The sequence below is a fragment of the Janthinobacterium sp. NKUCC06_STL genome, from assembly GCF_019345455.1.
GTDB classification, from domain to species: Bacteria; Pseudomonadota; Gammaproteobacteria; order Burkholderiales; family Burkholderiaceae_D; genus Janthinobacterium; species Janthinobacterium rivuli.
Window position 1 is genome coordinate 261,021 of record NZ_JAHKQY010000002.1, and the last position, 14,940, is coordinate 275,960.

General features: G+C 67.3%; 6 protein-coding genes. All 6 read left to right on the forward strand.

Annotation, left to right across the window (positions count from 1 at the left end; all coding sequences use genetic code 11):
• Nucleotides 1–30 precede the first annotated feature (30 nt).
• The 6 genes from KO539_RS10160 to KO539_RS10185 all read left to right on the forward strand — a co-directional run bounded on the left by KO539_RS10160 (nucleotide 31) and on the right by KO539_RS10185 (nucleotide 14,936).
• Complete coding sequence (locus KO539_RS10160; protein ID WP_219308952.1) at nucleotides 31–720, forward strand: hypothetical protein; 690 nt, start codon at nucleotides 31–33, stop codon at nucleotides 718–720.
• A 157-nt stretch (nucleotides 721–877) separates the two neighbouring features.
• Nucleotides 878–2,194, forward strand: a complete 1,317-nt coding sequence (locus KO539_RS10165; protein WP_219308955.1) for a hypothetical protein — start codon at nucleotides 878–880, stop codon at nucleotides 2,192–2,194.
• 67 nt (nucleotides 2,195–2,261) lie between these two features.
• Complete coding sequence (locus KO539_RS10170; RefSeq protein ID WP_219308957.1) at nucleotides 2,262–3,014, forward strand: hypothetical protein; 753 nt, start codon at nucleotides 2,262–2,264, stop codon at nucleotides 3,012–3,014.
• Entirely contained in the window at nucleotides 3,011–4,522 is a 1,512-nt protein-coding gene (locus KO539_RS10175) for a hypothetical protein (protein ID WP_219308959.1), read from the forward strand. The genes KO539_RS10170 and KO539_RS10175 overlap by 4 nt, the downstream gene beginning before the upstream one ends.
• Before the next feature lie 3 nt (nucleotides 4,523–4,525).
• Nucleotides 4,526–5,446 (forward strand): hypothetical protein, encoded by a 921-nt coding sequence (locus KO539_RS30180; RefSeq protein WP_257626223.1) that lies wholly within the window; start codon nucleotides 4,526–4,528, stop codon nucleotides 5,444–5,446.
• Nucleotides 5,447–5,519: 73 nt separating this feature from the next.
• Nucleotides 5,520–14,936, forward strand: coding sequence for a DUF6603 domain-containing protein (locus KO539_RS10185; RefSeq protein ID WP_219308961.1), 9,417 nt, complete (start codon nucleotides 5,520–5,522; stop codon nucleotides 14,934–14,936).
• Nucleotides 14,937–14,940: the final 4 nt, after the last annotated feature.

Consider the following 14,940-nt stretch of genomic DNA (forward strand, 5'->3'; position numbering starts at 1 on the left):
GGCCATTCGACAGTTTCACGCACTTCCAGCATGGCTTTTCCCAGTTCATTTCCCGATTCATTCTTGAAGGGTGCGATGATGACAATACTGTTTAATGACTTGTCCTGGAATCAACAAGAGCAATTCAAGTCCACATGCCGGCGCCATGGCATCGATCCAACCGCCGTTCGGGCGACATTATCAACCGAAAATATGGGCAAGGGCGTCTTGTGCGGCCATCCGGCGGCCAGTTCCGCTTTCCCGCCCGATAATATCGTCCAGGTCGACAGCATAAAACAGCTGAAAGCCCTGGGCCGTGGTGAAGGCGTGGACGATGTTCTCGGCGCCACCGGTGCGGCCGAGGTCAGCTACCCCACGCCGCTGGCCGAGATGGCGATGCCGGACCTGGCCGCATTTGGCGGGAAGTCCGTCAAGCTGCGCAACAGCCTCTCGCGCCCGCAATTCCAAGCCGTTTCCGACGCCATGAACGCCTACCTGCTCGGTGATTCAAGCCGCGTCGCGGAGTACGAAGACTACATCAACACGCTGCACTTTCCGCTACAAATGGCCGTCTACGCGGTGACCGACCTGGAAATCACGGCTGCCAATCCATTGCTGGTCGACAATTCGAGCGCGCCCACCAGCCTGATATTCGGCACGGTCACGGTGCAGCCGGGCGGCTATATCGAGGCGCGGTCCACATTGCAGATGAATGTGCAAACCATGACCATCGTTTCCTGATCTCGTCACCGAGAATGTCGTAATTGTCACGTTTTATTTTCAATATCACAGGCAGTTGATGTTTCGTGTCGAGATCGCGAATATTAATGAATGGCTTCATTCCCATAATATGGCTGATGACTTGACGGATTTTTATCCAATCTGAAGGAGCGAGATGATGGTTAAACACTTTAAAGATCTGAGCGACGAGCAAGTAGCGAAATTCAATGCGCGCTGCGCCCAGCTCGGCGTGGATCCGAGCAAGATTCAGACCAGCGTGACGACCTCCGGCGCCGAGGACGGCCTGCACTGCGGGCATCCTGCCGCCAATTCGACTTTTCCTCCCGCGAACATTCTCAAGGTCGCCAATGTGGCGCAATTGAAGGCCCTGTGCGCCTGCAAGGACGAAGATTATGTGCGCGGGCTGGAAAGCGATGCCCAGGTCAGGTATCCGCAACCGCTCTCGGAGCTGGCGCTGCCGCCGCTGTCGTCCCACGGGCGCGACGTGGCTTTGATCGAGAACTTCATGACCGAGACCCAGAAGGCGGCGGTGGTGCAGGCCTTGCACGCTTTCCTGGTGGGCAACTCGAACAAGGTCAAGGATTACGAGGCGATCATCAACGCGATCCATTTTCCGATGTCGCTGGCGGTCTACGCAGCCCAGGACATCACGATCACCGCCGCCAATCCGCTGGTGCTCGATTCCGACCAGATCGGTTTGTACAATTTCGGCGTCGTGACGGTGGAGCCGGGCGGCAGTATCCAGGTCGTCACCGCCGCCCAGATGGATTCGCAGGTATTCAACGGCCAGACAGCGTTGGGCGGTACCGGCGGCACCGTTCCGACCATTAACTTCCGGGGTGCCAACGGCAGCGACGGCACCGACGGCACGGCCGGCACCAACGGCAGCAACGGCGGCAATGCCGTGCAAGGCTCGCCGAGCGGCAATAACTGCGATTGCAACAATCCTTCGCCGGTGGCCGCCACGGCCAGCGGCAACGGCACTGCGGGCAGTGCCGGCACCCGGGGCGCGGACGGTTCCATTTCCGGCACCTCGGTGTTTTCGCTGGGCGCGATCTCCGGTCCGATCCAGGTGACCTACATCGGCGGCGTGGGTGGCAAAGGCGGCGCCGGCAAGGCTGGCGGGAATGGCGGCAATGGCGGCAACGCGGCCGGGGCGGCGGCTGCGCCCTGCAATAACTCATACGCCGGCACCCCGTCCGGTAATGGCGCCAATGGCGGCAACGGCGGCAATGGCGGCAATGGCGCCAACGGGCCGAACGTGACGATCTATTACACCTCGATCACATCCGACACCACGTTTTCGATCGACACCTCATCGATCGCCGCCGGCTCGGGCGGCGCGTCGGGCGCCGGCGGCGCGGCCGGCAGCGGTGGCACCGGCGGCGGCACGGCCGGGAACCCCGGCACGGCAGGCGTGCCCGGCATCACCGGTTCTCCAGGTACCCTCTCGGCGCGTCTGCAACCGGCGTAAGGGCAGCTTCACGACTGTGGGTGACCTCCCCGCGCAAGCCAGCGCGGGGTCTTGAAAGGGAGAAGAGATGACTACTTTTGATGGCAGCACTGCAGTGATACGTCTGCTTGGCCAGGATGCGATTCCGGTCCCGGACGCCGCCGCCGGCGCCGCTGGCACGGCGGGGGCCGCCGGTACGGCGGGCAGCTTGACGTCTGGAAAGTGCTGCAACTGTTCCAGCAACGGGAGCGCCGGCGGACCTGGCGGCTTTGGCAATAATGGTTCGCCCGGCGGGCCGGGCTGGCCGGCACCCACCTTCACGATGGTCGTCGGCAGCGTCGAGGGCTTGCTGACGATCTCCTCGACCGGTGGCGCGGGCGCCGCAGGCGGCGCGGGCGGCGTGGGCGGACTCGGCGGGCTCGGCGGCGCGGCCGGGCAAATGCCGGCTTCGGTCGAAACGAGTTGCCTGGAGGCGTCCGGCGGCAAATCGCCCGAGTGCAGCACGGCGGTCGGCGGCATCGGCGGCAATGGCGGCAATGGCGGCATCGGCGGCAATGCCGGGTCTGGCGGCAGCGGTGGCGGCGTCACCATCACCTACACCACCATGAGCCAACCGATTGTGGCGATCTCGACCGGCGGGCTGGCCGGTCCCGGCGGACTGGGCGGCCTGGGCGGCGCCGGCGGCCTGGGCGGCGCCAACGAAGTCGCCTCGAGCACCAGCGATCCGAGCAACGCGGCCAGCGGCAACGCCGGAGTGGCCGGCGCGAGCGGCAACCCCGGCGTGGCCGGCGCCGTCGGCGCGGTGCTGATCCTGCAGAGTCAAACAGCGGTGGCGGCATGATGGCCGACGCCGCCCTCGAGTCCTACGACGCCGCGCTGGCAGCCGAACTGGTGCCGCTGGCCGCCTTGGCCAACGCGTCGCTGGCAAACCTGTACCTGCCGTCCGACTGGGGTCTGGCATACAGCTACACCGGCGCCGCTTCGATGGGCGGCTGCCAGTACTTCCTGGCGGTCAGCCCAGCTTCCTCGCCGACCATGTGCGTGCTGGTGCTCGGCGCGCTGTGGAGCGATTTCATCGCCTTCTACACGCCCGACAACCATTCCTTGTTCCTGGTGCCGAGCAGCGTCGTCGGCACCGCTGCGGCGATCTCGGCCGACGGTGGCTTCGAAACCATGTACCAGTCCATCCGCAGGTCGCTGTGGGTAGACCTGGCCAAGATCCAGCGGACCATTCCTGCCTTCGCCACCACGTTGCCGCTGGTGGTGGTCGGCCTCGGACCGGGCGCGCCGGTGGCGCAATTGGCGTCGCTCGACCTGCGGCCAAACAAGACCCTGTCGCCATCGCCGGTGACCAGTTTGCAGTCCTACGTGTATTCCTGCCCGCCCTTCGCCGACGCCGCCTTCGCCGCCTCGTTCGCCAGCATGGTGCCGGCGGCCTACCGGGTGCAGGCGCCGGCCGACCTGTTTCCGTCGCAGCCGCTGCCGGCCAGCGGCTACGTCCAGGCCGGCGCGCAGCAAAATCTGGCCATGGCGATCCCGACCTACGATTCGCCCTGGGTCGAGCGCGACGGTCCGTACTACCAGCAATTGCTGACCGGGGTGGCCCCCATCAATGACGGCGCGGGCACAACGGCCGTGGTGCCCGGATTCGATCCGCTGCTGGCCTTTGCGATGGCCAAGCTGTCGGCCATCCCCTACCAGATGGCCCAGCATCCGGGCAGCACCCTGGCTTTCACTTACAGCCCCTACGTGCTGCAGCAAAACCTGAGCGTGGGCGCGACGGTCTGGGCCAGCCTGTTCGAGGGCCCCGACACGCTCGTCATTGCGCTGCGCGGCACGTTCACGTGGATCGAACTGATCACCCTCGTGAGCAATGCCGCCCCGTCCTCGCCAGCCTGGCTCGGCGGCAATTACGGGAAATATGCCCAGCCCCTGGTCGACCTGTATGCCAGCGGCCGCGACAGCCTGCGCGCCGCGCTCAACGTGCTGGGCAACAAGCCGGTGATCCTGACCGGGCACGACTGCGGCGGCGCGCTGGCCAACCTGATGGCGGTCGACATCCTGACCAATCCGCTGGTCGGCAATCGCACGGTCGCTTCGGTCTACACCTTCGGCACCGGACCGGCGGCCGATCTCACGTTCTCGCGCAACTATGGCTTGAGCCGTCTGGGCAGTTGCAATTTTCAGGTGGCCAGGACGCTCGACATCATGCCCGCCTTGCAACTGCTGGGCGCGCCGCAAACCCTGGGCACGCCCGTGCCGTTGTCGGGAGGTGATTTCGACAGCTACAACGGCAGCACTTTCCACGGCTTGTACAACTATATCGACCTTCTCAATCCAGGGAGCTGAACGATGGACGCTGTGACGCGACGCGCGATGTCGCCGTATTTTCTGCGCCAGCTGGAGTACTACGGGGTCGATCCGGCCGCGCTGGCCGGGCCGGTGCATGCCGGCCTGGCCCTGAGCGGGGATCCCGCGCAGTCCGACCTGGCGCCCCAGTCGGTCGGACCGAGGCAGGCGGCCGTGTTCGCGTTGAGCGCACTGACCCTCGGGCCGGGGCAACGCTTGCTGGTGAGTGGCAGGGCCGGGCAGCGCGTGGTCCTGGTGCTCGCATCGCTGTCGATGGCGGACGACGCGCGCCTCGTCCTGACGGCCAACACCGATCTTGTGGTCGATCAATGGTGCCCCGGCGCGGCGCCGGGCGGAACCAGGGTGGTCTTGCTGACCGCCCCCGACGGCCAGGCCGGCCCGGCCGGATCGCGGGGCGCAACGGGCGTGAACGGCGTTGACAGCCATACCCCGGGCGGCCCCGGCACCTTTGGCGGCGCCGGCGGGAACGGCAGTCGCGGCCTCGACAGTCCCGACGCGCTCATCACCATCGCGCGCCTGGGCGGCAACACGCTGTTCGAAGTCAGCGCGGGCAAGGGCGGCGATGGCGGCGCCGGCGGCAAGGGCGGCCAGGGCGGACAGGGGGGCATCGATCCGGCCACCAGGAAGATGGCGGCGGGCGGCGCCGGCGCGGCCGGCGGACCCGGCGGCCATGGCGGTTCCGGCGGCAACGGCGGGCGCCTGCGGGTGTGGATCGAGGCGATCGATCCGGGCGCCAGCTTCACCACCCGGGCCGACCAGATACCGGGCGGCACGGCCGGCGCCGGCGGCGCGCCCGGCATTCCCGGGATGGGCCATCCGGATGGCGCATTCGGCCAGCCCGGTCTGCCGGGCAATCCCGGTTCGGCCGGCACGCCCGGAGTGGTCGAAGTAAAGTTGGTTTGACGGAAACAGTCCTTGAAGCTCATGCAACGGGAGTAAATGATGTTCATCAACACGTTCTCTTGTGAGGCCCATCGTGGGTAGCGCGGCCACCTTCGACGCGTCGCAACTGGCGCCCACGCTGCTCAAGCTGGGCATCGCGATCGGCATTCTGCGCGCGGTCCAGGGCCAGGCCAACAGCTACGAGCTCAATCCGGACTGGTTCCAGAACCCCATGAATCTGACCGGGGACAATCTGTCGACCAACGGCGCGACGATCGCCGAACTGTTCGCCGAGCTGCTCGGCGAAGTGTCGGCCAGCGCGCTCGGCTTGCCGGCCCAGGACCTGGGCAGCATGGGCGTGTGGAATCCGATCCCGTATCCGGGCAGCCTGACGGCGACCGGTTTTTACCTCGTCAATTACGCCGTCAATCCGGACCTCGTCAACAGCGACCAGGTATTCGGCATCGGCGTGCTGCACCAGTGGGATTTCGCGGCCCAGGGCGTGGCCGACGGCGTCAGCGACATCGAGGTCAGCGCCTGGGGCTTGCTGCCGGTCTTGAAAATCGGGCAGGGCGGCATGCACATGGTGCTGGGGAACAGCGACTTCCCGCTCAACATGGGCGTGCAGTTCGCCGCCGCGGGTGGGCAAAATATCATCAATAGCAACGGCCTGTCGTTCAACGGCGTCAAGTTCAGCGCCCAGCTCGACCTGGGTGCGCCGTCGGTCGACCTGTCGGTGGTGGTGATGCAACTGCAATTGCCGACCGAACTGGTCCCGGCCGACCGCAACCTGAGCCAGATCGCCCAGATCACGCCGCAGGAATGGCTGAGCACGGTGTCGACCTTGTTCGTCTCGGCCTTGCAGCAAGTGCTGAGCCAGGACAATCGCGCCAGCAACCTGTTGCCGATCCTGGGCCTGTCGCCCATCGTCCCCGATTCGGCGGTACGCCTGCCGCTGCTGCGCTGGGACACGCTGCTGTCGCAAGCGAAGGCGGGCGCCTCGCTGGGCGCGCCCTTCGTCGCCTGGTTCAACAGCCTGCTGGCCGACGAGGCCGCATTCCCGGCCTGGATGGGCGCGATCGGCGCCTTGCTCGGCGTGGCCGCGCCCGAGGTGGCTGGCGACGGCAGCGTGGCCGCGCCGTTCATGGTGCCGCTGCTGAGTGAGCCGGCCTACGGCGCGCTGGCGCTGACCATGGTCACCCAGGTCGACGCGCTCGGCACCCGCTACCTGCTGCCGGGCCTCAATTTCCGCGGCAAGGGCCAGCAACTGGGCACGGCGCCGGCGCACATCCTGATCCAGGCCCAGCTCGACCTGGCCCAGTTTTCGCTGGCCACCACCGGCCAGCTTGGCGTGAGCACCAGTTTCCTCAACCTCAATGTCGGCATCGCGCTGACCAGCACCGACGCCGGCAAGCCGCTGTTCGCCGGCAGCGTGGGCGGCGAACAGTACAGCTTTGGCAGCCTGACTGGCGGAGTTTCGGTCTTGCAAAGCAGTACCGCGGCGATGAAGGTGGTGCCCGCGTTCCAGCTGGTCGATGTATCGACGCCAAATGGGCAATACGCGCAGATCGACCTGACCCAGCCTGGCACCCTGGTCGAGCAGGCGATCACGGAGTTGTACACCCTGGTCGACGCTGCCCTGCAGGGCGTGTTCGGCCTGGCCGGCGGCTCCTCCTATGGGCGCCAGGCCGCCATCCTTCTCGGCGTGATCGCGCCGGACCTGGAGGCGGGCGTGAGCTGGCCGGCCACGCTGGCGCCGCCGTTCAGCGCCGCGCAAATGGTCACCTCGTTCCAGAACCCGGTGGCCGCGTTCAGCACGTATTACAGCGCGCTGCTGCAAGGCGGCACCCTGGTCGACGGGCAATTGCCCGTGTACTGGCTGCTGCGGGCGGCCGGCGCCTTGTTCGACCAGACCGGCGTCACGAGCAGCGTGAGCGGCAAGGGGCAGGCGGCCGACCCGTGGCTGTTTACGCTCACGGAAGCCAGCCTGCCGGCATCCCTGCTGGCGTATGTGGAAAGCCAGGCCGGCGGCGCCAACCGTCTCACCTTGGGCCTGCAACTGAGCCCGGACATCAGTTACGCCAGCCTGCAAACGCTGGACATCGGCATCGACGTGTACGCGCTGAGCATGCAGTTCGGTAACGGCGCGCCGGTGCAGGCGTGCATATTTCCGGGCATCGCCGCGCACATCGCGCTGCCGCAAACCCTCGTCACGCCGGCCGTCGCCGGCGCCGCCGTCAGCGTCGACGGCGCCTCCTTCAGCGGCAGCTGGTCGCCCTACGACAGTTGGCACTGGAACGTCGCCGTCGGCCAGCCGGCCATCATCGTCGACGGCACCTCGATGCCGGTCGGGCAGGACATGGTGTTCTCGGACGCCGATTCGCTCGATGAACTCGTCACGAAGCAGGGACAGATATTCGCGCCCATCGTCACCGCCCTGTCCGGCGTGGCCGTGTACCGCACCAGCAACCGTCCCGGCCTCGCGCTCAACGCCTTGCTCGGTCTGCTGCCGAACCTGGGCGCCTTCGTGCCCGCCGGCCTGAGCTGGCCGGCCACGATGCCGGTGATGAAGCCGGACGGCTTCACCGACCCGGTCGGTGACGTCAAGCGCCAGATCTCGGCGCTGCTGGCGCAGGCGGACTACACGGAAGCGGCCATGTCCTTGCTGGGCTGGGCCGTCAGCGACGGCGCGCCAATCCCGTCGGTGTCGGGCAGCGGCAGCTACGCCGCGCCGTTCGCGGTGGCGGTCGACCTGCCGGGCGACCTGGACCTGGCCGTGTGGACGTCGGCCCTTGGCCAGACCCTCGGCCTGGGCTTGCAGCGCAGCTTCAGCTTCAGCGCCCTCGGTGTCGACACCAGCACCGACCTGCTGCTGCGCTTCGTCGAAGTGCCCCTGACGGGCGCCGCGCCGCAGAGCAACTACCTGCCAGGCTTGCGCCTGCAGACCCTGCTCACGCCGCAAACGCCCGTCGTGGTGCCGAGCACCGACGGCACCGTCAAGACGCTCGTGTCGATGCGGCTCGGGATCGACATGGCGCTCGACCAGGGCAGCCTCGTGCTGCAGCCGCAGGTGCTGCTGACCATGCATAGCGGGGACGACACGCTGGTCTACGACCTGGACCAGTTGACGCACGAGAGCAGCGAATGGGTGGCCGTGTTCTATGGCCTGCTGAACGTGGGCGTGGGCCAGTTCGTCACGCCGTTGCTGGGCAACGCCGCCATCAGCAACGCCTACCAGGTGCTGGGCCTGATGAACCTGGTCGTCCCGCTGTCCAGGGCCGATGCACTGGCCGGCGTCGATTCGGCCGGCTGGACCGCGATGCTGGCCGATCCGCTCAATTACTTCATCGAACGCGGCATCGCGCTGTTCCAGGATGCCGATAGCCGGGCCCAGGCGGTGGCGCTGCTCGAATCCATCATCGGCATCACGATTCCGGCGCTGCCGCTGCCGATGCTGCAACTGTTACACGCGCTGCAACTGGTACAGGACCAGGACAGCGGCTTCGCCCCCTGCCTGTACGACTGGGTGGCGCTGGCCGCCAATCCGGCGGCGCAACTGGAAAGCCGTTTTACCGCGCTGATGGATGACCCGGCGCGCGTGGCCCAGCTGAGCGCCGAACTGTGCTCGCAGATCGAGCCGGTGATCGTGGGGCCGGTGCAACTGTCGGTGTCGGAGGGCGCGCTGATCCAGGTCAGCCTGCTGGCCGACGCGCTGCCGATGTGGGGCAACTTCCTGCAGATCAGCGGGGCAATGGGGTTCGACCTGCGCAGCAGCGAATTGAGCGCCGAACTGGGCCTGTATTGCGCGCAAGTGCAGCTCGAAGTGCGCTCCAAGCTGGCCGTCACGGTCGCCGCGGCGCCCAGGGCCGCGTTCGCGGTTGAACTGTGCTGGGGCGACGGCACCCAGCCAATGCCGCTGCCGCTGACCCTGTATCCCTTCGACGCCGCGCTGTTCCTCGAGCAAACCATCGCGCTGGCGCCCAATTTCGCGCTCTCGACCTTTTTCGGGCAAGTGGTCGACGCCCAGCTGCTCAACGCCTATCCGGTCGCGCGCACCGCCATGTCGGCGCTCGGGCTGGCATTCCAGGACAGCGCCACCGGCCTGTGGTTCACCAAGTCGCCGCTCGGCCTGTTCGGCGATCCGCTCGGCTGGCTGCTGGGCGACGCCGTGCTCGGCGCTAATGGCCAGCTCAACATCGCCGCCCTGGCGCGCGTGTTCTCCACCATCACGGTCGCCTCGCAGGCCTCCAGCGGCGTCGGCATCAAGCCGATCACGGGCGGCCTGTGCATTTTCGGTTTGCCGTACAGCCAGCAAATCGAGCTGGTGGCTGACGTTGCCGCGCAGACATTCATCATCACGCCCGGCCTCGCAGCCGGCAAGACGCTGGCGCTGGCCGACGGCGTCGAGTTGCTGACGCTGGCGTTCTCGCTGTCGCTGGGGCCGAACTTCCAGCCCGGCCTGGCTGGCACGGTCTCGCTCAGCGGCAAGGTCGCGGGCGACACCACGCTGGTGCTCCAGGCCGCCTACGACAAGGTGTTCCACCTGTCGGCCAGGCAGCTCGAGAGCGGGCAGAATTTCCAGATACTGCCGTTCCCCGGATGGCAAACGCTGGTGGTCGAGGCCGCGCAGCAAGCCGCGCAAGCCTTGCTCAAGCAACTGACCGCCGTGCTGCTGGACGAACTGGCCGCCGGCGGCGCGGCCGCCTTCGTGGCCAGCCTGCGCAGCGCCTCGGACGAACTGCAGGTGCCGCAGCTGGTCCAGCAGCTGATCGCGGTCAGCGAGGAGGGCGCGGACGCGGTCGGCAGCGCGGCGCTCGCGTGGCTGTCCGCACGCCTGTCGAGCGCCAATGCGCCGGCCACCGTGCAAGCCGTGGCCGGCCTGCTCAAGCCGTATTTCGCCAGCATCGAGACCGATGCCGGCCTGTTGCGCTACAAGCCATCGGCCAGCCTGCCGGTCACCCTGGTGACGGGGGTGCAAACCCTGTCGGGCACTTTGCAGGTCGGCCTGTGGGTCGAACTGAACCTGCCCACCGGCGACAGCATTGTGCTCGAGATCGCGCCCACCGGGATCGGCATTCCGGTGCTGGCCGACGGCACGCCGGTCAGCCCGGTCAAGCCGCAGCTGAACTTCCAGCTGGCCATCCTGGCGCCGCTGCAGGACGGCTGCGGACCGAAACTGTCGATGCAGTTCGACATGCTCAGCAGCAAGTTCCTGCTCGGCGTCGACCCGGCCGGCACGGCGCTGGCCGCCAGCAGCTACTACCGCGAATTGCTGCCGACCTTCTTCGGTCAACCCGATACGACCCAATGGAGCCAGGATGTCGTTGACTGGCTCGAATCGATCCTGCTCAACATCGTGCCGCGCTACCTGTCGATCCTGGTGCTGAACCAGGCCGCCGTCAGCAAGTGGATGGAGCAACCGCTGTTCTCGTCGGACAAGGGGCCGAGCGCCGCCACCATTTTGCTGGCCTCGCAACTGATGATCCAGGAAGACAAGCTGTACATGCTCAACAGCCTGTCCGCGCTGGAAAGCCTGACCATTGAGCAATTCCTGGCCCGTTTCCTGCGCGCCATGTTGGCCCAGCAGTTCCAGCTGGTCAGCATCGGCAAGACCGGCGGCATCTGGCTCGGTCCGCGCAGCGACGGCAGCGACTATTTCGGCCTGCGCGTGATGGTGCCCGGCCTGGAACTGGCCGCCGTGCCCTACGTGACCTTGCAGCTGGGCGACGAAGACACCGAATGGATCGCCAAGGCCGGCGGCGACCCAGACCTGAAGGGCGGCGTCTCGCTGTACGTGCCGATCAGCACGGACTCGCCGGAATTCAGGAAATTGCTGCTTGAACTGGTCAACATCGGCATGGATTTCCATGGCAAGGAAGGCCAGAACCTGGTCCAGATGAGCCGCTTCAGCCTGGGCGCGGTCGCGCCGCGCGGCCTGATCACCTTCGACTTCGCCAAACCCAGCCAGGTCACGTCGTTCGGCGGGGGCGTGATGCTCAGCGATATAGGCATTTCGCTCGCGCCCAACGTGGCCGTGCCGGGCGGGAAGGCCAATCCGGTGGCGGAAAACCTGCTCGGCTCCGGCAGCGATGCCTCGCCGCAGTCGGCCAACCCGGTCGCCAATCCCGGCTTCTCGGTGCGCACCTCCTATGTCAACGATTTGTACGTCGAGCTGTTCAGCGGCGACGGCAGCGAGGGCACCCAGGTGTGGTTCCCGGTGCAGCGCAGCTTCGGCCCCCTGTACGCCAGCCAGATCGGGGTCGGCTGGGAGCAGGACAAGTATCTGCTCGACATGCTGTTCGACGGCAACGTCACCATGGCGGGCCTGTTCATCGGCCTCGATTCGCTGTCCGTCGGCGTGCCTGTCAAGACCCCGCTCGACCCGAGCGCCTACAGCATGGACCTGGCCGGCATCGACATCCAGTTCAGCGGCGGTGGCGTGGAAATCGCCGGCGGCTTCCTCAAGCAGGACAACCCGCTCAGCTACGACGGCTACGCCACCGTCAAGGCCGGCTCCTTCGGCCTGCTGGCGCTCGGCTCGTACGCGCTGGTGCCGCTCGACCCGGCCAGGCCGGACGGCCCGACGGCCGCCTCGCTGTTCATCTTCGTCAATCTGAACATCCCGCTCGGGCCCACCCCGGCCTTCTTCATCAACGGCCTGGCCGCCGGTTTCGGCTACAACCGCAACCTGCGCATCCCGGACGTGGGCGACATCGCCGAATTCCCGCTGGTGCAGGGCGCCATCGACAGCAGCGTGTTCGGCTCGGGCGCGACGCCGGATTCGGCCCTGAGCGTGCTTTCCAAGGTGGTCTATCCTGAAATCGGGCAATACTGGGCCGCAGGCGGCATCCAGTTCACCAGCTTCCAGATGCTCAACTCGTTCGCGCTGCTGATCGTCAAGTTCGGGCGCGAGTTCTCGATCGACCTGATCGGCATCAGCTCTGCCTCGTTCCCGCCCAAGGCCAAGCCGGCCAATGCGCTCGCCTACGTGGAACTGGGCTTGCTGGTCTCGTTCCGTCCCAGCGACGGCGTGGTGTCGGTGCGCGCGCAACTGACGCCGAACTCCTTCGTGTTGTCCAAGGATTGCCAGTTGACGGGCGGCTTCGCGGCCATCGTCTGGTATGACGGCCTCTACGCGGGCGACTTCGTCATCACCCTGGGCGGCTACAACCCGGCCTTCAGCGTGCCCGAGAACTATCCGGTCGTGCCGCGCCTGGGTTTCAACTGGCCGATGGCCATGCCGATCGGTTCGCTCAACATCAACGGCGGCGCCTATTTCGCGCTGACCCCGTCGGCCATCATGGCTGGCGGCTACCTGAAAGTGTTGTTCGAAAGCGGCCCACTGCGCGCCTGGTTCGCCGCCGGCGTCGATTTCCTGATCCAGTGGCAGCCTTTCTATTTCAAGCTCGAGGCCTACATCACCGTCGGCGCCGGATTCGAGACCGAAGTGGCCGGCGTCAAGCTGTCGCTGACGGCCCAGATCGGCGCCCGCCTGGTTCTGTGGGGCCCGCCGATCGCCGGCGAGGTCGGGGTCGACTGGTACGTGATTTCGTTTACGATCCCGTTCGGCGACAGCAAGCAGGCCCAGCCCGGCACCAATCCGCTCGACTGGGACGCCTTCCAGCTCAGCTTCCTGCCCGCGCTGAGCATCGACACGGCGCCGGTGGCCGCCAGAACAGCCCCGGCCGCGCTGATGGCGCTGGCGCAGCAGGCGCCGACCCCGGCGCTGACCCAGGCCTACGCCGTGCTCAAGCCGCAAGTGACGCGCGGCCTGATCGGCGACTACCCGGATGTCGGCTGGGTGATCCAGAGTCCGTTCGCGCTCACCGTCGGCACCGTCGTTCCGGCGACCACCTTGCGCTTCGCCGGCGCCGCCGCCAGCTTCAGCGGTCCGGCCATCGGCATCCAGCCGATGGCGCAAGTCACCGTGACGACGCCGTTGACCTTGACCGTGCTGGGCTGGTCCGTCAAGGACAATACCTGGGAAGCGATCGACCTGGATGCGCGCCTGATCGACGTGGGCATGCAGCAAAGCAGCTCGCCCGATGCGCTGTGGTCGAAGAACTCCTTCGATCCGAATGGCATCCCGCAGGCGAAGTCGATTCCCGGCACCATCCTGGGCGCCACCCTGCAGGCCTCCCAGGTGTTGCTGTATGCGCCGGTCGGCCCGATGGACATGGCCACGCTGGCCTTCGTCACGTTGGGTCCGCTGCCGCTGCCGTTCGCCTGGACGCCGAACTACCCGGCCCAGGCGGAGCCGCTCCAAACCGACCGCGCCGAGGTGATCGCTTCGACCATCATGGACCCGCTGGTCGTGCTGCTGCGCAACGACATCCTGGCCGCGCTGCGCCTGTTTGGCCAGCCGGCGCTGGAGGCGCCCAACCTGTCGGTGCTGCAACACAACGTCGGCAACATTTTCCAGTCGCCGCCCAGCATCGCGCCGCTCGGCATGGATCTCGCGCCGGTGATCACTGCCTCGACCACGATGGCGCAGGCGGCGCCGCGGGTCGCCGCGGAAGCGCCCGCCGCCGTGAGCGCCAGCCGGGTGATCGGCCACAGCCGGCGCTACCGGGCCGGCGCCACCCGGCACGCGCTGGGCAAGGGCGACACCGCCTTGCCACTGATGCGCTACCGCAGCCGCGCCAAATGGGTGGCCGGCCTCGGCCAGTTCGCTGCCAAGGTGGCCGGCAAGCTGCACCTGACCCTGGCGCCGGGCGCGACCAGCATCGTGCGCCTCGGCGACGACGCCGCGCGCAGCGTGGAGCTGCGCGGCAACCTGGCGCTGCGCCTGCTCGCCTTCAACCGCTACGAGGAGCCGCTGCAGCTGCGCCTCGCCGATCCGGCGTGCGGCGCATACCACGAGCTGCCAGCCGCCACCAGCGAGCTGGTGGTGATCGCCGGCGACGCCAGCCCGGACGGCGTTGCCGGCTGGTACCACGACAGCGACTGGACGCGCCTGAACCATTATTACTTCCAGGCCGACGGCTGCCTGCTGCGTCCGGAAGCGGCGCCGGTGCTGAAAAAACCGCAGCGCGGCCAGATCCTGGCCAGCGACGTCCTCAAGGGCAACCAGGTGCGCCAGGCCGACGGCAGCCTGGGGCAGGGCTGGCTCGAAACCCTGTTCTTCGAGCAGGTGTCGACGGTGGCGGTGCTGGTCGGCGGCTCGGTCCGGCCACGCGTGCAGGCGCGCTGGACCGACGATCCCGCCGACCCGGCGTATGCCGGGGAGGACGACCTCGATCCGCAATTCGTGCTCCAGGCCGGCGCGCTGCAGGTGTATGTGTACCAGGTGCCCGATTGCCTCGACGGCAAGCTTGGCCTGGCGCTGCTGGTGCACGGGCGCGACACCGCCTGTTACCGCTCGCCGGCGTCGGCCAGCGTGCAGGGCGTGTTCGGCTTTTGCGCCGACGCGGCGACCCTGAAATCGGGCGGCTTGAGCGGCCTCATGCAGTGCGCCGCGGGGGCGCCGGCCGATACCGCGCCGCCGTCTTGCCAACTTCAAATAGCATAAGGAC

What these genes read in the sequence shown, in the direction of transcription:
- KO539_RS10170 (WP_219308957.1), top strand. Translation starts at nt 2,262, where the DNA reads ATGACTACTTTTGATGGCAGCACTGCAGTGATACGTCTGCTTGGCCAG.
- KO539_RS10160 (WP_219308952.1), top strand. Translation starts at nt 31, where the DNA reads ATGGCTTTTCCCAGTTCATTTCCCGATTCATTCTTGAAGGGTGCGATG.
- KO539_RS30180 (WP_257626223.1), top strand. Translation starts at nt 4,526, where the DNA reads ATGGACGCTGTGACGCGACGCGCGATGTCGCCGTATTTTCTGCGCCAG.
- KO539_RS10165 (WP_219308955.1), top strand. Translation starts at nt 878, where the DNA reads ATGGTTAAACACTTTAAAGATCTGAGCGACGAGCAAGTAGCGAAATTC.
- KO539_RS10175 (WP_219308959.1), top strand. Translation starts at nt 3,011, where the DNA reads ATGATGGCCGACGCCGCCCTCGAGTCCTACGACGCCGCGCTGGCAGCC.